Below are 17,492 nucleotides of genomic sequence, written 5' to 3'. Positions count from 1 at the left end.
TGACTCAGGGGTGCCAGGACGAACGAGCCCTGGAAGGTGACGCGTTTGTCCGCGACGCTCGCCCACAGCAGGGCGCCGTCCCCGCCGCTCCCGCCTGGTCGCTTCGCTCCCGCGTGATTGACACGCGCGTCCCGCGCGTGCTATGGCGCGTCCCGCGCCATGGGTCCCCGTCCCGGGGACCGGCCGCCGCTGCGCGGCGGGTGCCGGCGCGTCCCGCGCCGGGGCTCGGTCCGCTGCGCTCCCCGAGCGGGGGCCGGCCCGCTGCGCGGCCTAGCCGTCGGCGCGCACCCGGGCCCGAACCGCGTCGCACTCATCCTGAGTCAGCTGGCAGTCGTGCAGCATCTGGTCCGCGTTGATGGTGTCGTACTTCCCCTCCATGGTGATCCCCTCCACCCTCCACTGGAGTTCGCACCACAGCGCGTTGTGCAGCGCCTGCCGCTCCCCCGCGTGCCGGTCAAGCCGCACCGTGACGTGTAGACCCTCAGCCTGATATCCCACGCGCGCCAGCGTACCGGCCGATGTGACCGGTACCCTGAGGGCTCATCACACCATCCGGTCGACACACGGAGGTCATCATGGACAAGTGGCAGAAGCGGCAGGCGGAGGCTCTGGCGGAGGAGGAGGGGACCTCCCTGGAGGCCGCGGCGCGCAAGGTGCTGGGGACGACTCCGGCGCGCAAGGTGCCCACGAGCAAGCAGGACGACGGCTCCAAGGAGTCGGGCAAGGGCCAGACGCCGGCGGCCTGAGCGCGGTACGCTGCGCGGGCAGATGGGGCGCCCTTGAGCCGGACGCCACGACGGCCCTCGACTGACGTTCACCAGTCGGGGGCCGTTCTACGAGACGGGACCCCCGACCTTTGGGCAAAGGTCGGGGGTCCCGTCATGTACGATCACCCGTGGGAGTGAAGGGCCTTTCGCGGTCCTCCACTTGAGGCCCCGGGGCTGTGCGGCCCCGGGGCCTCTCCATGTTCAGTGCGAGTACTGCCCGTCGGCGGTGGGGCAGGCCGGGTCGGCACAGGCGCAGTAGGCGCCGGGGGGCTCTTCCTCGGTGGGCACGACGGCCGGCGGGGGGTCGTCGTCGGCCACCTTGCCGCGTAGGGCGGTCAGGAGGTCGGCCTCCGTGGGCACGGGGAGCGGGGTGTCCCGCTGCTCTCGCAGCAGGCGCAGTGCTGCGGTGTACGGGATGCCGCGGGCGGCGGCCAGCTGGCGCGCGGCCTTCTTCTCGCTGGAGCGTTCCTTGGGCATGTCAGTCCTCCACGATGGTCGGTGTGCAGCCGGGTCCGTCGACGGGGCGCGGCTTGCCGAAGCACGGTTCGCCGGCGGGGTGGGTGCAGCCCTTGTCCGCGCGTTCCCGGAGTGCCGCCAGTTCGGCGCGCATGGTGTCGTTGGGGTCGCCGACGTACAGCGCGTACGCGTCGGCCGGCGGTGCCTGGGAGTAGTGCTCATCGGCGCGGCGCTGCCAGATGCTCACCTTCATGGGCCCGTAGTACTGGTGCTGCACGCGGATGTAGCTCACCTGGTGGGTGGCCGCGTGGTACGCCTCCACGAACGGGCCGGGGGCTTCGTCCCAGGATCCCCAGGAGATCATCTCGGGGGGCGTCTGGTCGAAGCGGTAGGCGGCGTAGCAGTAGGGGGCCTGCATGTCGATGCGGGGCATGGTGGCATCGGCCGCGAGCGGCTGCACTTCCATGACCTGGCGGAATCGGTGGCCCTGGCGGAGTCCGAGGTGGTCGGGCTCCTCGGGGCGCCCGCACCCGGGGGCAGAGCAGTGGGGTTCTGTGGGTCGGTCTGTCACGGGAAGTCCACCTCTACGTCGTTTCCCTCGAATGCGATGCTCTGGGTGTTGTAGGCCGATGCGGCGCCGCGCTGGAGGGTGTCTGCGGCGGCCTCGGGTCCGGCGGTGGTCCACGCGCGGATGACTGCGACCATGACGCGTCGCATGCCTTCCAGGGTGGTCGACCGGTGCTCGGTGCGGTTCTTGTAGCCGTTCCAGTTGATCGACGCGGTGACGCTGACCCGGTTGGGTGCGGGGGTGCTGTTCACGCGCTGCCTGAAGCGGGGGATGGTGATCAACCGGTTGTGTGCCGTCTCCAGCTTGCGGAGGTTGCGGGCGGACTGGCCCTTGCCCGCGCGCCAGTCGCGCCAGGTGCGCACCGGGATGCCGGCGGCCTCGGCCGCGCGCGTTATGGCGCTGCGCCGGTCCGTGTCCCCCTTCTTGGGCGTGAACAGGTTCTCCAACTGGTTCATGCGCGCCTGGAGGCCGCGGCGCTGCGTGATGGGGGTGCGTACCTCGTTGCGGGGGTAGCGTGCGCTGAGGGCGGCATCTAGAGCTGCGGCAAGGTCAGGCACGGTCGCTCCCCTCGTCGTCGGCGTAGGCGGTCAGGGTGTCGGGGTCTCCGTGCCAGAGCGCGACTGCGACGGGGTTGTCCCAGATGCGGTCCCAGTAGCCGGTGGTGTAGAGCTGGCGGAGAGTGGCGGCCTGGATCATGCCGTCCCGGTCGGTGACCGTGAGCATGGTCCAGTTGGCCCATATGACGAAGGCGCGGTCGGTGGCGGCCTGTGCGCTGCGGGCGGCCTGCTGGCGGACCAGGGCGCGCAGTCTGCGGGTGGCGGCGCGTGACTGGACGGCCGCGACCGCCGCGGCCACCGAGGTGGCTACGGCGGCCAGGGCCAGGAGGAGGACGGTCACAGGATGTCGTCCCCGTCGGTGTCCAGGACCATGGGCACGTCCTGCGCGCGCTGGTCGGTGCGGACCGGGGCGGCGTTCGGCTTGGGCTTGAGGGCACCGAGCTGGCGTCCGGTCGGGTCGTACTTGAAGGGGGGCTTGGGCTTGCTCATGACCTCGGGGAGGTCCGCGCCGATCACGGTGATCTCGTCGGTGGCACCCATGGAGATGAGGGGCCGGCCGGTCTCGGTCCAGCGCCACGCCTTGCGCCACATCGCGGCGGACGCGTGCGCGAGAACGGCGTGATTCCAGTCGGGGCGCCGGGTGCGGCACTTCTCGCCCGTGAGCATCATCGACAGGGCGGCGGAGTAGCCCTCCTTGAACGCGTCGTACTGGTCCTCGGCCGCCTTGCGGGTGGCGTCGGTCTGCGCCTGGTCGATCGCGTCGAGACGGGTCAGGCGCAGCTCCCGCAGCGTGGCGGACCAGTCGCGGAAGTCGGTGCGCACGTCGCTGGTCCAGGAGTCGTAGATCACCACGTCCGCGAGCGCGCCCTGCTCGTGCAGCTCCAACATGAGCTGGAGCGTGGGGTGGGCCACCCACAGGGACTCTTCCGTCTCGGTGCGGGAGGAATCCCCCAGGGGCGAGACGATCGTGCCCGAGAACGCCCAGTACGGCGTGCGGACGCGGTAGTACCCGGGGAGCACCTGGCGGGGGGAGGGGTACTCCCCGTGGTGGATGCCGCCGGTCTCCTTGAGGTGGGAGTGCGCCACCTGCACCGCGCCGATCGCGGCCAGGTAGGCGCCGTTCGCGTCCAGGGTGAGGGCCTCGCGGTCGGCGGGGATCTCGTGGATGCCGATCCAGTTCCAGTGCGGGATGTAGACGTCCCGGGACGGGGGGGTGACCGGCGCCCGCCAGAACGGCTCACGGCCGTAACGGGCGGGGGGGGTCTGGCGTTCCAGGATGGAGAGGGCCGGGAACATCGGCGGCTGGTCGTCGTCGTTGGGTTCGGGTGACATGTGAGTGTCGATCACAGGTCTGCCTCTTTCGGGTCACTTGGGAGTGATGGGTGTTTCGGACTCCAGAGCGACGCGTACGAGGAGTCGTACGGCGGCGGCCTTGGAGATGCCGAAGCGCTGCGCGGTCCGCTCGATCTGTGCCTTTTCCTGTGCGGTGAACAGGCACGTGATGGGGTGGTCCAGCCGTTCGGCCGGATCTTTGAAAGGGCGGGCCATGCGCATAAACCTAACAGGTTTTCACTGGTCTTGGTAGGGGCCGGGGGACGCGAAACCCCCCGCTCCAGACCGAGTTGACAGGGGGTACAGCAACTCGGGCGGCGCGGGGGGCCGGGGTGGTTCCCTCAACGGGCGGGAGGGGGAACCGATGTGACGTACCGGCACCGTACCCCCATACGGGGACGGTTGCGACTACTTCCCCCGATCCGCCTGGAGGGCATCCACCTCGGCCTCCAGGCGGGCCAGCCGCGCGTCCTGCTGCACGTCCTTGAGCCCGGGCGGCCTGGTCGCGACGGGCGGCTTGGTGGCCGGGGGCTTGGGCTTGGGGTCCGCCGGCGGCTTGGGCTTGCCCGTGAGCCGGGTCTTCACCCGGGCGCGCATGGACGCCATGGTGAACCCGCGGGGGTCGATCTTGCCCGGCTGCCACTCAAGGTGCCCGATCACGGAGCCCTCGTTCCACCCGTGGTGCCGGCACACCGCGGCGGCGGCCCGCTCGATCGCTTCGAGCTGCACCGCGGGCCACGGGTCCTTGCCGTCCCCGAGGTTCTCGCACTCGAACCCGTAGAAGCGCCGGTTGCCGTCGGTGTTCGCCTCGTTGTCCGCGGGCAGTGCCGTCTCTGCGACGACCGCGCGCAGCACATCGTCGTCCCCGAGCCCGGCATGGTTGGCGCGGCCGTAGCCCACCAGGTGCACCTTGCCGTCCTTGGTGATCACGCCGTGGCAGAGCGGCCCGGGTAGACCCTCGTAGCCCTTGCGGCAGATCTCCACGGTCTTGGCGCTGCCCTTGGTCACGGTGTGGTGGATCATCACACCGTTCACGGGCCCCCAGGGCCCCTTGTGGTTGCGGTTGTGGCTGGCGGGGGACTTCCCCTCGGTCTTGACCTCGACCACGGTCAGGCCCTCGGCCCGCAGTGCCTTGGCGAACTCCGGGTAGCTCATCGGATCGGCCATGGTGATCAGTCCTCGTCCACGCGGGAGCCGAACCAGCCGCGCGACGCGGTACGGCGGCGCGGCTTGGGGGTGTCGTCGGCCGCCGCAGAGGTGTCGATGGACTCGGCGCCGGCCCCCTTCTTGTCCGTGCTCTCGGTGGCGCCGGCGTCGTCGGCGCGCTCCTGGGGCGCGGGGTGGAACGGGCGGCTGATCAGGGAATCGATCTTGCCCAGGAGGGTGTCCAGCTTCCCCTCCAGGCCGGTCACCTTGGCCTCCAGGCGGTCCGCCCGGTCGGTGTCCCCCTCCTTGCGTGCCTCGGCGGCCTCCTCCTTGGTGTCCTTGATCTCCTCCTTGACCTCGGCGGCCTCCTCCTTGACCTCGGTCGCGGCCTCGGTGCCCGGGGGGTTCTCGGTGCCGTCGCTCTTGGTGGTCATGGCGTCCTTTCCTGGTGCAGATCGGTCGGGGGCGCACAGGGCGCCGGGGTGAGGGCGGCGCCCCCGAGGTAGACCAGCACGGCCGTGCTGGCCACCGCGAGGACGGCCGTGAGCGCGCGCCGGATCACGGGTGTGCACGCCGTGTGGACGGGCCGGGGGGCCGTGTGGGCTTCACGTTGACAGGGATCGGCTTGACGCCCGCGGCCCGGGTGAGCGCCTGTACGTGCTCGAACACCAGTTGAAGACCGGACGGGGGCGCGCCGTACGTCATGGAGCCCTCCACGCACACCACGACGAACTCCGCCAGGGGCAGGCCGGCCTTGCGTGCGCCCTCCTCCCAACGGTCCTGGAGCACGGGCCCGGCGGGGATGCGGACGGTGTGGTCGCCCAGCAGGAATTGCAGGGTCTCATCCGCGCTCTTGCCCAGCCGCGCGGCCAGGTCGTGCACGCGTTGGTGCGTGTCCACGGACACGCGGATGCTCTTGTACTGCGGCTCGGTTGCCATGGCCGGGACCCTACTCATGTGCGTGCATCCTGTCTACGCGGTGTGCACTAGGTCAGGCGTAAGCGATCCATGACCAGTTGGTGAGCGCGTTCGTGGAGCGGTACGCGCGGATGGTGAAACCGGTTGTGGTCACGCTGTCGACATAGCCACGAATCACCGTGCCGGAGGGGTCGGCCGCGGACCGGGGGTCGATCGTCACCGCGGGCGTGCTGGGGAACGGAGTCGGGAACACGACGTTGACGGACGTGACCCCGCCTCCGGCGCCGGGTGCCGCGGTGGACGCCTGCCCGCCCTGGAGGTTGGCCGCGGTCACCGAACCGGTGATCTCGAACACCTGGGTGACGGCCTCAATCCGGTTGGCGTTGACGGTCGGGGATCCGCCGTGCAGCCGGATGCTCGACTTGGCCGTGTTCACGGTCGTGCTGGGGGACTGGAGGAACAGGGACGGGGTGTCGGCGCCGTGGGTGGAGGTCAGGTTCGTCCCCAGGGCAGCGTCCGCCCACGTGACCCCGGGAACGGTCGCGGGCCGGAGCTGCTGGAGGGCCTGTGCCCCGCCCGCAATGATCTCGATCAGGGACCCGAGGTTGTTGGACCAGACGACACCCGTGTCTGTGTTGATGTTGACCGTGCCGGTCGACCCGAGCACGGTCACCCCGTCCTCGTAGGCGTTGCCGTAGGGGTCGGTGCCGGCCGCTGCTGCGATGGCCAGGACCAGCGTCCCGGGGCCCGGGGTGCCGTCGTAGTAGAACGCCTCACCCCCGAGCGACGTGCCGCCGCGGATCGTGATGTCGTTGAACTCCGCTGACCCGTTCTGGTCGAGGTGCCAGCCGGACACCCCGGGCACGTAGTTCGCGGACTCCAGGGTCCCGCGCACCGTGATGTCGTTGAACTCCGCCGATCCGTCGATCCGCACGCACCAGCCGGACGTGCCCGGCTGGAAGTCCGGAGACTGCAACGCGGGCCGGATCAGCACGATCCCGCCCGCAAGTTCGTCCTGGAACTGCACGACTCTCCCCCTCTACCGCATTGTCATGGTGCCGTACAGCCACGCCGTGGCCACCGAGCCCGGGACCCCGTTGACCCACTCGATCACGAGCGGCTGGGAGGGCTGCACCAGCGTCGACCCCGTAGCGGTCGACTGGTTGCCCATCCAGGACTGCGCGACCCGCTGTCCGCCAACGCCCCCCAGGAACACCCGCACCTGCGGGACGGGGGTCTGCGTGGGGTCCTGCGACGTGGCCACGTTGATGGTGGTCACCAGCCAGGTCCGGAACGACTCAGGGGCCAGCTGGACCACGCCGTGGCCGGACGCGTCCAGGGTCACCGACCCGGACGCGTCCAGCACTTGAGGCGCCGGCGTCGTCATGCCGCTCCCGTGAGCGCGGCCACGGCGTCCGGCCCGCCTATCGCCCCCACCGCCAGGAGGGCCACCGCGCTCATCCATTGGATCTTCCTGGCGTGCTGGTCCTGCGTGACCGCGATCGTCTTCACCTCCCGGCGGAGTCCGTCCACCTTGGTCTGGAGCGTGGCGAGCTGCGCCAGGACCGGGTCTCTCTGCTGCTGCGGGGACATGGGTCCCCCTTCTGTAGGACGGCTCAGGCCGTGGGCGAGATGATGAACCAGGCCACGACGGACGTGTCCGTCGCGTCCGCGGACGTGATGGTGAACGACGTGCCGGCCACCCGGGCGGTGACCCCGACAGCCTTGGGTGTGGTGACCGTTCCGAGGGACTGGACGGTGCACTGGATCCGGGAGTTCGCGGCCACCTTGTTGGTGGCCACCGTGACCGCACCCGCCACCAGGGTGGCCACGCCGCTGGTGGCGCCGGCGCCCTCGGCCACGGCCAGGCCCCCGCCGGCGGTGCCGATGCGGAGGGTGTCCTTGTCCCCGGACCAGAGGGTGAACTGCGCGTCGGCCTGCCCCGCCTCCAGGGCGGTGTACCCGGCAACGGTGAGGTTCCCGCCGACCGTGGCGGCCCCGGTCACATCGAGGGCGCCGGTCACGGCCACGTCGGCGAACTCGACATCGACGCCGGTGCGGATGAGCGGCACGTAGGTGGGAGAGGGCATCACTGGCTCCAGTAGACGGACTCGACACCCACGGCCGTGCTGCCGGTGACCGCGCACACCCACAGCTCATGGGTGTGCCGCACGACGTAGGGCAGGACGGCCGGAATGCGCATCGCGCCCGCGGCCCCCGACTGCGCACCGGCCTGCGTGCTGGAGATCCACACGTCCTGATCCTGCGCGATCAGCGTCGCGTACTGGCGGCGCGGCTCCAGCGCGAGCACCCGCACGGCCACCGCGGCCGTGGCCGTGTCCGTCTTGTAGCCGGGGTACCCGGACGCGGGCAGCTCCCGCACCTCGGTCGGACCGCACACGGACACCGCAACCGGCCGCGTCTCGTACGGCTCGGCCTCCTCCTGGACGATCTCGTCCGGGTCCGGAGTGATGTTCATTTCTTCGCCCCTCCCGTGCCCTTGGGCACTGCCTTGGCCACCTGCTTGACCGCCCCGGTGACCACCGTGTTCTTCACCATGAGGAAGAGGCCGCCCGCGATGAGGACGACGCCGGCGGCGCCGTACGCCACCCGCATCCAGAACGCCGGCGTCGTCAGCGACTCGTACGCGTCCTTGAGCACCGCCACCGCGTCATCCGCCCATTCGGGGGTGAGCGCGTCGTCCAGAGCGTCACCGATGCCGCTGTCCGGGAGGGTGTCCGCGATCGTCCCGAGCGGCTTGCCGACCACCTTCGCGTACTCCGCCCGCTTGTCCGCGGAGAGCTTCTTGAGGTCGGCCGCGGCCTTCTTGCCGCGCGCAAGGTGGGTGAGCCGGGACGCCTGCCACGCCCCCCACCCCTGCTGCTTGTAGATCTTGTAGCCGTACTGCGCGGACCGGGTGGGAACCGTCCAGTCCTCCTTGCCCCCGGCAAAGAAGTCCGGCCACGCACTCCGGCTGATCTGGAACAGACCGAAATGGCCCTGTTTGTAGGTGTTGTAGATGAACGGGTGGCGGCCCGACTCCGCGATGACCACCGAGACAGCCTCGGCGATCTTGTCCTCGGGCCACCCTCCCTCGGCCACCGCCACGGCAATGCCGACGTCTTCCAGCTCAGCCTTGTTGTCCTGGAAGTACTTGACCTTGCCGGGGTAGGCATCCCCGCCCGGGGGGATGCCGTACTTGTCCGCCACCGCGTCCGCCTCAGACCGCTACGCCGTAGACCGGCGTCGTCGGGAGCTGCTGCACGCTGGCGACCTGGTCGCCCACCACACCCTCCGGGCCCTTGGCCGGCGCCGGGATCAGGGAGGCGGCCTTGCCCGAGAGGGAGTCCACCTTGTCCGCATGGCGCGTGGTCCAGGACGCGGCCACCACCACCGACCCCCCGAGGGTGAACACGGCCGGGCTCTTGGTGAGCAGCGCGACCAGGGAGACGAGACCGGCCGCGGTCCACGCGGCCACCCGCTCCGAGGACTGCACGTCCTTGTTGTTCGGCTCCAGCGACCGGATGTCGGCCACCGGCGGCAGCGCCATCTGGTACGCGCCGTAGGCCATCACTCCCGTGGCGAGAGCGATCGAAATCTCTGCATCAGGCTTCATCGACATGTCGCCCTCCTCCTACTTCTTGGTCTTGACGGTGAGTGCCCCGGACATGGGGCCGGGGTTCTGGCCGGACGTGTCGGCCGCGACCTGCACCCGGTACGACGTGTTCGCGCGACGCCCGGTGAAGTCCCGGTACGGGCTGTCGCTCGCGCCCTCGGGCTTGCCGTTGACGTACCAGCGGTAGAACTGCGCGCCGCGCACCGCGGTGCAGCTCACGCGGAAGCTGCTGCGGGTGACCGCGGACGACTTCAGGCCGCCCGGCTTGGCGAGCGCGGTCGCCTTGGTCTTGACGGTGAAGTTCGAACTGTTGCTGCCGATCTTGCCGACCGAGTTCACCGCGCGGACGTAGTAGGTGTAGGACCGGTTGGGGACCAGGTTGCGGCCCTGCCAGAACGTGTCCTGCGACGTGCCGACCGGCTCCGTGTTCCCGGTCTGGTAGATCCGGTAGTAGTCGGCCCCGGTGACCTTGTCCCACTGCACACCGATCTGCGTGTCCGAGTGCGTACCCCACGCCCGCACGTTGGTCGGGCCCGGCAGGGTGCCCGAGCCCACCGCGGCCTCCTCCTGGACGGAGTACGGCCCGCCGATCGGGGGCTGTCCCACCTGCGCCAGAGCGGCCCGCGCGATCCCCGCCTCGGTCTTGTCCAGCGCGCGGCGGGCCAGGAACTCCCCGAGCGCGTTGCCCACGGTCTGAGGGTCGTAGCCCATGTTCGTGAGCAGCTCGGTCGCGCGCTGCGACCACTCGGCGTTGTCGTCGATCGCGTTCGGGTTGGTGCCGTCCGTCACCGTGCTGCCGTTGTTCCCGGTGACCTCGGTCGCCCCGCCCGAGGTGGACAGCCCGTACTCGGACAGGTCGTCGCTGGTGTACATGCCGTCCGCGCCCGGGTCCACGGGCGCCTCCTGCGAGGCCACGTACCAGCGGTAGGCGACGTAGGCCGCCGCGATGCCCGCCGGGATGTAGATGTACTTCTTCTTGATCTTCCCGGCGCCCGGCACGTCCACCGTGCCGCCCATGAACTCCCCCTCGGGCATCAGATGGCCCCGTCCACGGGCACCCCGTAGCCGGTCGGCGTGACCGACTCGCCCAGCTCCGACAGCCACGTGTTCGCGGCGAGCTGGCCCATGACCGGGGTGTTGTAGTACCGGCCGCCCACCAGCGGATCCCGGGCCGTGACCGGTGCGGTCTGCCGGTCATAGAACTGCGCCGGCTTGTCGATGAACATCGGCTGGTTCACGAAGTACGGGCTCTCGAACCCGTAGTGGACCCGAGCACCGCCGCGGCCTTCCGCGTACTGGTCCCCGTCCGGGTTGTTCGCCGCGTAGCTGTTGGTGCCCGCGATGAACTTGTCCACCCCGGCGCCCGACGGCTCCCCCCAGATCTGGCGGGGGAAGCCCACCAGCCGCTCCAGGAAGGACGATCCCTCCACACCGACGGGGTTCGCCTGCCGGTACGGCAGGGTGTCGTCCCCGCTGGAGTGCACACCCGCCACCCCGCCCACGTGCGGACTGCCCGCGATCGAGCCGCGCGCCGCCCGGGCCCAGGAGGTGTCGACGTCCGCGTTGTGCGGATTCCCCTGGGACCAGGCCGGCGCACTGCCCGCCGGGGTGCCGCCCGACCCCACCGGGGTCGAGGACAAGGAGGGTGCGTTCCAGCCGAGAGAGGGCTGACCCACCACGATGGCGCGCGGGATGCCGTCCTCCAGGGTGAGGCCGGCGTACTCCGCTCCCATCTCCGGAGAGACGCTGATCTCGTCGGCGCGGAAGTCGGGCACTCCCTCAGGGCCGGACGGGTTGGTGTGCGCCGGGTCCGGTTCGCCCGGCGCGATCTTGGGTTCGCCCGGCGCGTTGAGGCGCAGGAGGTTCCCGGAGTAGCGGGCCATGGGCCCCTCCCTCAGCTCAGAGTACGCTTGCCCCACGACAGCATGGCGTTACCGATGGCCATGCCGACCGCGAGTCCGGCACCGAAGATCACTGCGTTGCGAAGGTTGGTCGACATGCCGTCACCTCTTGGGCGAGGCCATGGCCGTAGCCAGGGACCCGCGGAACAGGTAGTTGACGGAGTCGATCACCTTCGAGGTCTGGCGGCCCGGGAGGATCAGCGTCGTGGCCATGGCCACGCCGATGATCCCCATGGCCACCCGCTCGACGGTGGTCATGATCAATTCCTTTCGTTGAACCATCGGAGTGCAGACTCCGAGGGGCTTGGGACCTTGGGGTCGACGCGGGCCAGGACCACCGTGATCAGGGCCAAGTACGCGACGTGCACCGCACCCCTGCCCACCACCCGCTCCGCACCCGCGAACAGGACGGCCGCGATGGCGGTGCCGATGGGCACCTTCCAGTCCATGGCCTCGTCGTTGAAGATCGTTCGGTTGGCGACCGTGATCGCGCCGATCGCGAGCACGGGCCCGGTGGAGGCCGCCATCACGCCCACCCCCGGTAGCGGCGGATCTCGTACTTCCCGGTGTTGGCCATGAGGTTGTCCAGCGTGTCTCTCTGCACGTTGCGGCGCTTGTTCTGCATGCCGATCCCGTTGGAACCGTCGGTGCAGAGCACCATGTGACGGGCGTTGACCGCGATGTCCCCCATGCGCGGGCTGCCCACCTTCACCCACTGGCCCGAGGCCAGATAGGCGCCGGTGGTCGACCCACCGGGCGGCTCGATCCCGATGTCCAGCAGGCTCTTGCCGACGAACGACGCGCAGTCGGAGTAGCCCTTCTTCCAGCGCTCGTCCTGCGAGTACTTCTCGTTGCCGTGGGAGACGCTGGCCGCGGTCACGAGCGTGGACGGCTTCTGGAGGGCCTTGGGCATCTTGGACTTCTTGTAGACGCCCTTCCAGTCCGTCGTGCCGTACCCGCCGGGCACGTAGTTCGGGTCCGCCTCACCACCCGAGCCCGTGATCACCTTGCCCTCGGTGGACACCGCCGGCGGAGCACCGGAGGTCACGTCCTTGAGGGCCTGGAGGGGCGAGACGTCCCGCAGGGCGGCATACAGCAGCACCCCACCGCCGGCCGCGATGGCCAGGTGGAGACTGGAGATCTGCCCGCCGCTCTGCGCCACGACGGATCAGCCCTTGACCTTGGCGAGCAGCTTGCCGCCGAAGAACGTGCCGATGGCCAGGTACACGAGCTTGCCGAGGTCCGGCATCAGAAGATTCATGATCCTTTTTCCTTTCGTCCAGGTCAGACGGGGTGAGGGGGCCAGGACGCGCGCGCCCTGGCCGTGGGCCTGGTGCTACCGGCCACCGGTGAGCTGACGGGGGTCGTCCCCCACCGGGCTCATGTAGTTCTTGGTGATCGTCAGGGTGTGCGCACCCGATCCGCCGATGACCCCGGAGAGCTGGACGGCCGTGGACGGGGTGATCGGCTGGTACCGGAACCCGTTCTCGGCACCCGGCTGGAGACCGAAGTCGTCCAGCCAGTGGAGGACGTACACACCGTCGGGCTTCGAGTTCTTGGCCGCGGCCGTGTTGCCGTCCGCGTCCGCGGTCAGCCCGTAGTCCTCGCTCATCTCCGACTCCCACGTGAGCGGGGAGCGGGAGTAGACCTTGACCTTGTCGATCTCCGTCTCCCACAGGGAGGGGAAGTCCGCCTCACCCTGCGCGCGGGAACCGGCCGCGTCGCGCAGCTCGAAGATGAGCACGCGCAGGAGGCCGCCGAACGTGGCCATGCGCTGGTTGTAGGCGCCCGCGCTGAGCTGGATCGTCTCCACGTCGGTGTACAGGATCGACCCGACGCCGTTCGGGGTCGGGGAGACCCCGTTGCCCTTGTAGTCGCGGTTGTCCGAGGTGGCCCAACCGCGCTGCTGCACCTGGACGTTGACGGAGGCCGCGTTCGTCGGCGCCGTGCTGTAGACCTGGTTGATCGCGTTGATCGTGATCTTCAGCTTGAACGTCGCGGACGCGTTCCGGTTGGGCAAACTGCCCATCGCGTCGCGCCGCCGCACCTGGATCGGCACCCTGAGCTGGAAACGGTACGAGCCGCCCGTGCCGCCGGCGCCCGCGGTCAGGGTGTAGATGCCGTTCGCGCGGGGGTCGCCGTTGAAGACGAACCCGCCGAACTGGTTCAGGACGCGCAGTTGGTGCCCGGTGAGCGGGCCCATGATCTGCTTGCCGCCGATGTCCTCCACGATCACCGACTGGAGGACCGAGAACGGCCCGTCCGCCTGGAAGGCAACGGTCGCGGCGTTGGACGCGGTCGTCGCGGTGACGCGGATCAGCGCGCCCGACAGGTACCCGTCCACCTGGAACTCGTACGGCTGGAGCGTCTGGGTGGCGGTGTTCTGCGTGACGGTCTGGGTGTAGACCTCGGACTCCAGGGTCCGGGTCCCGGTGACGAACGGGCGAGCGGCAACAACCTGCTGCTCCTTGCCCTTGCCGTTCTTGGACTGCGCCGGAGCCTCGGTCGCGGTCATGGTCATGTGGGTTCCTCCCTCAGTGCCCGACCGAGCGGGCAGAGTTTGTTAAGTAGGGAAACATATTCGGTTGCCTAAGGCAACCAAATGGGAAAGATCAAGGGCCGACCACGCACATCTGCCCCGCCTCCTGCCGGATGTACAGCCAGTGGAACTTGGGCAGGCGCCGCACCACGTCCACCACCAGGTCCGGGTCCACACCCGCGATCTCCCCGAACCGGTCCTGCGACCGCTTGTCCTTGATGTTCGCCAGGAACAGGTGTTGCGCCTGGTCGTACATCTCCAGCGGCACCATGGCCGGACGCTGCGTCGCCCCCCACAGACCCGACCCCAGGGACCGGCCCTTGGTCCAGATCCGGGTGAGGTCCCGCTTCATGTCCATCTCCCGGACCAGGGACACCACCTCATCATCGAAGATGATGTTGTCCCCCTTGACGTACAGCCGCTTGTGCATCTCCTTGAACACCCGCTCGTGCCGGATCTCGTCGGCCGCCGGATCGTTCGTGTGGTGCGGCCACACCACCCACCCGTTCACCTTGGGCATGCCCGGAGCACGCGGCGGAGGGGGAAACGTGAGCGTGCGCTTCCAGCGGTCGTGCTGGGCCAGGAACTCGCCCACGGTCTTGTCCTTGGCCTTCATGACCGTGATGTACCCGGTCAGGTCATCCGACACGGACCGCGCGAGGAGCTGGAGCGCAAGGCGCGTCTTGCCCGAACCGGTCGGGCCGATGAACGACACGTGCTCACCCGCGCCGTACTCCCACACCGAGGAGAGGAACCTACGCCGCTCGATCAGCCTCACGCTCTGGCTCGGTGCCGCCCGCGGCGCCCTGGTCCTGGCCATCCCCACCCCCCAGCTCCCCCACGCCGTACCGCTCCCGCAGCCTCAGCGCCTCGGACTCCCACTCGCCGCACACCTTCAGCAGCTCCGAGTACCGGCGCTTCCACGCGATGATCCGCGCCTCGGCCAGCACCAGCGCGTGCTGAGTCCGGCCGCACCGCACCAGCGCAGCCTCGTACGCGTCCTCGGACGACACCTCGGTGTCGTACTGCACCTCGTCAGACATGGGCCATCACCCGGGGCGTGGGGACCTGGCCGCGCTCGTGCTGGACGGGCGGCTCGGTCGGCGCCGGCCGCTGCTTGGCCATCGCGGCCCCGCGCTGGTCCAGGATCCGCTCGATGTCCTCACGGCTCTTGGCACCCATCATCTGCGCGATGTGCGGCGGCACCTTGCCCAGGAGGTGACCGAACTGGACGAAGGTCATGATGCCGACCCCGAGCACGCCGCCGACCGCACCCACGCCCCCGAGGCGCTCCAGCACGGCCGCGAGCCGCGGCTGTTCCACGGCCAGGTCCGCCAGCGCGTCCGACCACGCCGGCGCCACCTCGGCCGCCGCGAACCCGAGCACCGGATCGGCCATCGACAGACCAGCGACCGGCAGCGCCAGGACATCGTCCACCGCCTTGCGGTACTTCTCGCGCGCGGGACCCGTCGGCGTCTTCGTGCTCCGGGACCTCGAGGCCGGCCGCTGCTTGCCGCCCCCGCTCGTGCCCGTGCCCGCGTCGCTGCGCTTCTTGCGGAAGCTCCCGTCCTTGTTGAGGGTCGGGTTTCCGTCCTTGTCCGCCGCGTGGATCTCGGGGTCGAAGATCTCGTCTGCGCTCACAGGAGTGCCTCCGGGTTGAAGTAGGTCGCGGGGTCGGCCAGCTTCAGGCCGGCGTCGTAGAGGTCCTCGCACGTGTCGAGGAACAAGCGCAGCTCCCCGAGCGTCGGTATGCCGGTCAGGCACAGATACGCACACTGCGTCTCGTGGAGCTGGAACCGGGTCGCGTCCACCTTGGTCGGGTACGCCTTCATGTCGCACGAGCCGTCCGACAAGCTGATGGCCAGCCAGGAACCGTGCGCCTCGGGCCCGTTGACCGTTTCGAAGAGCAGCACGTGTCCGTGCGCGCGGCGCGCCCGTTCTGCCTTGGGGTCAAGGGGGGTGTCAGCCATGGCCGTTCACCCGCGTGTCGTGCACCAGCAGCGCGGCCACGATGAGCGCGGTCACCGCGACCGCGGTCAGTGCGATGTTCAGGGTGGCCTGAGACTCCGCAGCGGTGCCGATTTTTCTGCTCGTGTCCCTTACGTCCGCCGTAGTTTGCTCGAAGCTAAGTAGCTTGTCCGCAAGTGGATTCCTCATGGAGATAATGTACATGCATACATAGGGCAATAGGTCTGGTCTGTCACAGACTTGTGTACGGGCGCGATCGTCCGAAACGCGCAGCCCGGTGTATGGTGAGGCAAGAAGTTGACCCCCGGTGATCGACACTCACCGGGGGTCACGGCGGCCCAACCCGTCTTGTCGAGGGGTCTTGAGCCGCTGGGACGTTGAAGTCGCCCTAAGAAAGACCAGCGGCAACCCCACGGGTGAGCTGCTTCGTGAAGAGTAGCACGGTCTCTCTGAGTCGACATTTTCTGCGCCTAGCGTCTACAGATTTTCTCCACATTCGGATGGTTGCCCTCTGACCTGCGGAAATTTTCGCGGACCAGATATTTCCATCTGGAACGAAAAAACGCCCGCAGGTGGACAAAACCGCAGGTCAAACACTTGCGGAAAGACGCTACCCGGGCGGACGGAGAAAAATATCGTGACCGAGGCCACATCCCCCCTCCCGCAGTACATGACCGTAGCCGAGGTAGCTGAAGAGCTGCGCGTCACGCCCATGACTGTCTACCGCTGGATTGCGGACGGGGAGATCCCCGCCCTGAAGCTGGGCAGGCGCACGTACCGCATCTTCCGCGAGGACTACCTGGCCTACCGCGACCAGCGCCACCAGGACGCCCACGACCGCGCGGACGCCGCCGGTAGGCCGGCCCCCGCACCCCACGTCCCCGGACAGACCGAGTTCCCCATGCCACGGGTCATGCCCGGACCCATCGACGGCATCGCAGCCCTGTGACCGCCCGTCGCGAATACCGCGGCCCCCGCTGCACCTCGTGCGGCCACCCCGGACAACTCACCGATGGCTCCTGCGCGTCCTGCCTGACCGACCCCGCAGCCATCCCCGAAGACCCCACGCCGACGCGGCCTCCTGCTGCGCCGGCACCTCGGCCTGCCCGCGTGGCCATCCCCGCATGGCTCGCGATCGAGTCGGCCGCGTCCGCTCGCGCACGCCAGCACCGGGCGGCCCGCGGCAACTGACCACCCCTGGACAACTCCACAGAGGCGCCCTTCCCCGGGCTCGCCAGCGCGACGGGACGACGTGACGCGCTGGCACCCGCACCTACCCTTGGCAGCTCGGTGCACTGCCCGCCGGCTGATCCCCGGTGTAACGCCGTTAGACGGAGTGCCGCACAGCCGACCCTCTTCACTCGGCAACGATCTCTCCCGAGACGATCACGCAAACGGTGGGCCTGGAGCCCTGCGCGATCGACCCCCGGGACCAGGTGCCGCGCACACGCGCGAGCGGGCAAGCACTCTGGGGGAGTAGGTCCGGGACGGACCGGTACGGTCGCGGTAGCGACCGCCCTAGACCTCAGCCGGGTTGGGGGGTGCAGACGCCGGCCGGTGGGGGGTACGAGATCAGCACGAGCGAAAGCCCCGGGACGGGGCGCTACCATCGCGGGACGCGATTGTCAATCACGCGCTGCGAAGCAGCAGGCGGGAGACGAAGAAGGGGGTCAGGTGGCGCACGATGTCCGAGAAGGGGGTCTCCCGCTTCATCAGGTAGTTCT

At 69.5% G+C, this 17,492-nt stretch carries 29 protein-coding genes and 2 pseudogenes; 2 read left to right on the top strand and 29 right to left on the bottom strand.

Going from position 1 to position 17,492, the window contains the following annotated elements:
• Positions 1 to 270: 270 nt before the first annotated feature.
• The gene (locus ACFCZ1_RS37555; RefSeq protein ID WP_375877720.1) at positions 271 to 498 is read right to left on the bottom strand and encodes a hypothetical protein; all 228 of its coding nucleotides are present in this window, start codon (positions 496 to 498) and stop codon (positions 271 to 273) included.
• A gap of 77 nt (positions 499 to 575) precedes the next feature.
• Here ACFCZ1_RS37555 and ACFCZ1_RS37550 point away from each other — a divergent pair, with 77 nt between their 5' ends.
• Positions 576 to 746 carry a hypothetical protein gene (locus ACFCZ1_RS37550; RefSeq protein ID WP_375821568.1) on the top strand — a complete coding sequence of 57 codons (171 nt, stop codon included), beginning with the start codon at positions 576 to 578 and terminating at the stop codon, positions 744 to 746.
• 222 nt (positions 747 to 968) lie between these two features.
• On the opposite strand, the gene ACFCZ1_RS37545 is transcribed toward ACFCZ1_RS37550, so the two are convergent.
• The 27 genes and pseudogenes from ACFCZ1_RS37545 to ACFCZ1_RS37415 all read right to left on the bottom strand — a co-directional run bounded on the left by ACFCZ1_RS37545 (position 969) and on the right by ACFCZ1_RS37415 (position 15,957).
• Positions 969 to 1,244: a hypothetical protein gene (locus tag ACFCZ1_RS37545; RefSeq protein WP_375821567.1), complete on the bottom strand. Its 276-nt coding sequence runs from the start codon at positions 1,242 to 1,244 to the stop codon at positions 969 to 971.
• A 1-nt stretch (position 1,245) separates the two neighbouring features.
• Complete coding sequence (locus ACFCZ1_RS37540; RefSeq protein WP_375821566.1) at positions 1,246 to 1,689, bottom strand: hypothetical protein; 444 nt, start codon at positions 1,687 to 1,689, stop codon at positions 1,246 to 1,248.
• Positions 1,690 to 1,790: 101 nt separating this feature from the next.
• Positions 1,791 to 2,348, bottom strand: coding sequence for a hypothetical protein (locus ACFCZ1_RS37535; RefSeq protein WP_375821565.1), 558 nt, complete (start codon positions 2,346 to 2,348; stop codon positions 1,791 to 1,793).
• Positions 2,341 to 2,688, bottom strand: coding sequence for a hypothetical protein (locus ACFCZ1_RS37530; protein ID WP_375821564.1), 348 nt, complete (start codon positions 2,686 to 2,688; stop codon positions 2,341 to 2,343). Before ACFCZ1_RS37530 ends, ACFCZ1_RS37535 begins: the two co-directional genes overlap by 8 nt.
• Positions 2,685 to 3,680 carry a hypothetical protein gene (locus ACFCZ1_RS37525; protein WP_375821563.1) on the bottom strand — a complete coding sequence of 332 codons (996 nt, stop codon included), beginning with the start codon at positions 3,678 to 3,680 and terminating at the stop codon, positions 2,685 to 2,687. The genes ACFCZ1_RS37530 and ACFCZ1_RS37525 overlap by 4 nt, the downstream gene beginning before the upstream one ends.
• Before the next feature lie 33 nt (positions 3,681 to 3,713).
• Positions 3,714 to 3,896 (bottom strand): hypothetical protein, encoded by a 183-nt coding sequence (locus tag ACFCZ1_RS37520; RefSeq protein WP_375821562.1) that lies wholly within the window; start codon positions 3,894 to 3,896, stop codon positions 3,714 to 3,716.
• A gap of 354 nt (positions 3,897 to 4,250) precedes the next feature.
• Positions 4,251 to 4,835: pseudogene (locus ACFCZ1_RS37515) on the bottom strand (N-acetylmuramoyl-L-alanine amidase); the annotation flags it as partial.
• Positions 4,836 to 4,852: 17 nt separating this feature from the next.
• Complete coding sequence (locus ACFCZ1_RS37510) at positions 4,853 to 5,260, bottom strand: hypothetical protein (protein WP_375821561.1); 408 nt, start codon at positions 5,258 to 5,260, stop codon at positions 4,853 to 4,855.
• A 124-nt stretch (positions 5,261 to 5,384) separates the two neighbouring features.
• Positions 5,385 to 5,765 carry a hypothetical protein gene (locus ACFCZ1_RS37505; protein WP_375821560.1) on the bottom strand — a complete coding sequence of 127 codons (381 nt, stop codon included), beginning with the start codon at positions 5,763 to 5,765 and terminating at the stop codon, positions 5,385 to 5,387.
• A gap of 52 nt (positions 5,766 to 5,817) precedes the next feature.
• On the bottom strand, positions 5,818 to 6,771 hold the full coding sequence (locus ACFCZ1_RS37500; protein ID WP_375821559.1) for a hypothetical protein: 954 nt from the start codon (positions 6,769 to 6,771) through the stop codon (positions 5,818 to 5,820).
• 12 nt (positions 6,772 to 6,783) lie between these two features.
• The gene (locus ACFCZ1_RS37495; protein WP_375821558.1) at positions 6,784 to 7,131 is read right to left on the bottom strand and encodes a hypothetical protein; all 348 of its coding nucleotides are present in this window, start codon (positions 7,129 to 7,131) and stop codon (positions 6,784 to 6,786) included.
• Positions 7,128 to 7,337, bottom strand: a complete 210-nt coding sequence (locus tag ACFCZ1_RS37490) for a hypothetical protein (protein ID WP_375821557.1) — start codon at positions 7,335 to 7,337, stop codon at positions 7,128 to 7,130. The genes ACFCZ1_RS37495 and ACFCZ1_RS37490 overlap by 4 nt, the downstream gene beginning before the upstream one ends.
• A 23-nt stretch (positions 7,338 to 7,360) precedes the next feature.
• The gene (locus ACFCZ1_RS37485; protein WP_375821556.1) at positions 7,361 to 7,834 is read right to left on the bottom strand and encodes a hypothetical protein; all 474 of its coding nucleotides are present in this window, start codon (positions 7,832 to 7,834) and stop codon (positions 7,361 to 7,363) included.
• A complete protein-coding gene (locus tag ACFCZ1_RS37480) occupies positions 7,834 to 8,223 on the bottom strand; it encodes a hypothetical protein (protein WP_375821555.1) in 390 nt (129 codons plus the stop codon). The genes ACFCZ1_RS37485 and ACFCZ1_RS37480 overlap by 1 nt, the downstream gene beginning before the upstream one ends.
• A complete protein-coding gene (locus ACFCZ1_RS37475; RefSeq protein ID WP_375821554.1) occupies positions 8,220 to 8,954 on the bottom strand; it encodes a hypothetical protein in 735 nt (244 codons plus the stop codon). The genes ACFCZ1_RS37480 and ACFCZ1_RS37475 overlap by 4 nt, the downstream gene beginning before the upstream one ends.
• Positions 8,955 to 8,964: 10 nt before the next feature.
• Positions 8,965 to 9,366: a hypothetical protein gene (locus tag ACFCZ1_RS37470; RefSeq protein WP_375821553.1), complete on the bottom strand. Its 402-nt coding sequence runs from the start codon at positions 9,364 to 9,366 to the stop codon at positions 8,965 to 8,967.
• Between the two features lie 12 nt (positions 9,367 to 9,378).
• Positions 9,379 to 10,395: a fibronectin type III domain-containing protein gene (locus ACFCZ1_RS37465; RefSeq protein ID WP_375821552.1), complete on the bottom strand. Its 1,017-nt coding sequence runs from the start codon at positions 10,393 to 10,395 to the stop codon at positions 9,379 to 9,381.
• The gene (locus ACFCZ1_RS37460) at positions 10,395 to 11,243 is read right to left on the bottom strand and encodes a hypothetical protein (protein WP_375821551.1); all 849 of its coding nucleotides are present in this window, start codon (positions 11,241 to 11,243) and stop codon (positions 10,395 to 10,397) included. The genes ACFCZ1_RS37465 and ACFCZ1_RS37460 overlap by 1 nt, the downstream gene beginning before the upstream one ends.
• A 120-nt stretch (positions 11,244 to 11,363) precedes the next feature.
• Entirely contained in the window at positions 11,364 to 11,519 is a 156-nt protein-coding gene (locus ACFCZ1_RS37455) for a hypothetical protein (protein WP_375821550.1), read from the bottom strand.
• 2 nt (positions 11,520 to 11,521) lie between these two features.
• Complete coding sequence (locus ACFCZ1_RS37450) at positions 11,522 to 11,788, bottom strand: hypothetical protein (protein ID WP_375821549.1); 267 nt, start codon at positions 11,786 to 11,788, stop codon at positions 11,522 to 11,524.
• A complete protein-coding gene (locus tag ACFCZ1_RS37445; protein ID WP_375821548.1) occupies positions 11,788 to 12,423 on the bottom strand; it encodes a hypothetical protein in 636 nt (211 codons plus the stop codon). The genes ACFCZ1_RS37450 and ACFCZ1_RS37445 overlap by 1 nt, the downstream gene beginning before the upstream one ends.
• A gap of 174 nt (positions 12,424 to 12,597) precedes the next feature.
• Complete coding sequence (locus tag ACFCZ1_RS37440) at positions 12,598 to 13,782, bottom strand: hypothetical protein (protein ID WP_375821547.1); 1,185 nt, start codon at positions 13,780 to 13,782, stop codon at positions 12,598 to 12,600.
• 91 nt (positions 13,783 to 13,873) lie between these two features.
• Complete coding sequence (locus ACFCZ1_RS37435) at positions 13,874 to 14,578, bottom strand: hypothetical protein (RefSeq protein WP_375821546.1); 705 nt, start codon at positions 14,576 to 14,578, stop codon at positions 13,874 to 13,876.
• A complete protein-coding gene (locus ACFCZ1_RS37430; RefSeq protein ID WP_375821545.1) occupies positions 14,556 to 14,843 on the bottom strand; it encodes a hypothetical protein in 288 nt (95 codons plus the stop codon). The genes ACFCZ1_RS37435 and ACFCZ1_RS37430 overlap by 23 nt, the downstream gene beginning before the upstream one ends.
• Positions 14,836 to 15,441, bottom strand: coding sequence for a hypothetical protein (locus ACFCZ1_RS37425; RefSeq protein WP_375821544.1), 606 nt, complete (start codon positions 15,439 to 15,441; stop codon positions 14,836 to 14,838). The genes ACFCZ1_RS37430 and ACFCZ1_RS37425 overlap by 8 nt, the downstream gene beginning before the upstream one ends.
• Positions 15,438 to 15,770 carry a hypothetical protein gene (locus ACFCZ1_RS37420; protein ID WP_375821543.1) on the bottom strand — a complete coding sequence of 111 codons (333 nt, stop codon included), beginning with the start codon at positions 15,768 to 15,770 and terminating at the stop codon, positions 15,438 to 15,440. Before ACFCZ1_RS37420 ends, ACFCZ1_RS37425 begins: the two co-directional genes overlap by 4 nt.
• On the bottom strand, positions 15,763 to 15,957 hold the full coding sequence (locus ACFCZ1_RS37415) for a hypothetical protein (protein ID WP_375821542.1): 195 nt from the start codon (positions 15,955 to 15,957) through the stop codon (positions 15,763 to 15,765). The genes ACFCZ1_RS37420 and ACFCZ1_RS37415 overlap by 8 nt, the downstream gene beginning before the upstream one ends.
• Before the next feature lie 448 nt (positions 15,958 to 16,405).
• Here ACFCZ1_RS37415 and ACFCZ1_RS37410 point away from each other — a divergent pair, with 448 nt between their 5' ends.
• Positions 16,406 to 16,717 carry a helix-turn-helix domain-containing protein gene (locus tag ACFCZ1_RS37410; protein WP_375821541.1) on the top strand — a complete coding sequence of 104 codons (312 nt, stop codon included), beginning with the start codon at positions 16,406 to 16,408 and terminating at the stop codon, positions 16,715 to 16,717.
• A 683-nt stretch (positions 16,718 to 17,400) separates the two neighbouring features.
• On the opposite strand, the pseudogene ACFCZ1_RS37405 reads toward ACFCZ1_RS37410, so the two are convergent.
• Positions 17,401 to 17,492: pseudogene (locus tag ACFCZ1_RS37405) on the bottom strand (proteasome accessory factor PafA2 family protein); the annotation flags it as partial.

This window comes from Streptomyces sp. NPDC056224 (assembly GCF_042267665.1).
GTDB lineage: Bacteria > Actinomycetota > Actinomycetes > Streptomycetales > Streptomycetaceae > Streptomyces.
This window is presented reverse-complemented; position numbering and strand designations above follow the sequence as displayed.

Excerpts from the sequence above, each read along its gene's own strand:
- ACFCZ1_RS37545 (WP_375821567.1), bottom strand. The coding sequence starts at position 1,244 with ATGCCCAAGGAACGCTCCAGCGAGAAGAAGGCCGCGCGCCAGCTGGCC.
- ACFCZ1_RS37510 (WP_375821561.1), bottom strand. The coding sequence starts at position 5,260 with ATGACCACCAAGAGCGACGGCACCGAGAACCCCCCGGGCACCGAGGCC.
- ACFCZ1_RS37455 (WP_375821550.1), bottom strand. The coding sequence starts at position 11,519 with ATGACCACCGTCGAGCGGGTGGCCATGGGGATCATCGGCGTGGCCATG.
- ACFCZ1_RS37495 (WP_375821558.1), bottom strand. The coding sequence starts at position 7,131 with ATGACGACGCCGGCGCCTCAAGTGCTGGACGCGTCCGGGTCGGTGACC.
- ACFCZ1_RS37505 (WP_375821560.1), bottom strand. The coding sequence starts at position 5,765 with ATGGCAACCGAGCCGCAGTACAAGAGCATCCGCGTGTCCGTGGACACG.
- ACFCZ1_RS37525 (WP_375821563.1), bottom strand. The coding sequence starts at position 3,680 with ATGTCACCCGAACCCAACGACGACGACCAGCCGCCGATGTTCCCGGCC.
- ACFCZ1_RS37465 (WP_375821552.1), bottom strand. The coding sequence starts at position 10,395 with ATGCCCGAGGGGGAGTTCATGGGCGGCACGGTGGACGTGCCGGGCGCC.
- ACFCZ1_RS37540 (WP_375821566.1), bottom strand. The coding sequence starts at position 1,689 with ATGGAAGTGCAGCCGCTCGCGGCCGATGCCACCATGCCCCGCATCGAC.
- ACFCZ1_RS37450 (WP_375821549.1), bottom strand. The coding sequence starts at position 11,788 with ATGGCGGCCTCCACCGGGCCCGTGCTCGCGATCGGCGCGATCACGGTC.
- ACFCZ1_RS37420 (WP_375821543.1), bottom strand. The coding sequence starts at position 15,770 with ATGGCTGACACCCCCCTTGACCCCAAGGCAGAACGGGCGCGCCGCGCG.
- ACFCZ1_RS37480 (WP_375821555.1), bottom strand. The coding sequence starts at position 8,223 with ATGAACATCACTCCGGACCCGGACGAGATCGTCCAGGAGGAGGCCGAG.
- ACFCZ1_RS37415 (WP_375821542.1), bottom strand. The coding sequence starts at position 15,957 with ATGAGGAATCCACTTGCGGACAAGCTACTTAGCTTCGAGCAAACTACG.
- ACFCZ1_RS37460 (WP_375821551.1), bottom strand. The coding sequence starts at position 11,243 with ATGGCCCGCTACTCCGGGAACCTCCTGCGCCTCAACGCGCCGGGCGAA.
- ACFCZ1_RS37470 (WP_375821553.1), bottom strand. The coding sequence starts at position 9,366 with ATGTCGATGAAGCCTGATGCAGAGATTTCGATCGCTCTCGCCACGGGA.
- ACFCZ1_RS37485 (WP_375821556.1), bottom strand. The coding sequence starts at position 7,834 with ATGCCCTCTCCCACCTACGTGCCGCTCATCCGCACCGGCGTCGATGTC.
- ACFCZ1_RS37550 (WP_375821568.1), top strand. The coding sequence starts at position 576 with ATGGACAAGTGGCAGAAGCGGCAGGCGGAGGCTCTGGCGGAGGAGGAG.
- ACFCZ1_RS37520 (WP_375821562.1), bottom strand. The coding sequence starts at position 3,896 with ATGGCCCGCCCTTTCAAAGATCCGGCCGAACGGCTGGACCACCCCATC.
- ACFCZ1_RS37490 (WP_375821557.1), bottom strand. The coding sequence starts at position 7,337 with ATGTCCCCGCAGCAGCAGAGAGACCCGGTCCTGGCGCAGCTCGCCACG.
- ACFCZ1_RS37430 (WP_375821545.1), bottom strand. The coding sequence starts at position 14,843 with ATGTCTGACGAGGTGCAGTACGACACCGAGGTGTCGTCCGAGGACGCG.
- ACFCZ1_RS37440 (WP_375821547.1), bottom strand. The coding sequence starts at position 13,782 with ATGACCATGACCGCGACCGAGGCTCCGGCGCAGTCCAAGAACGGCAAG.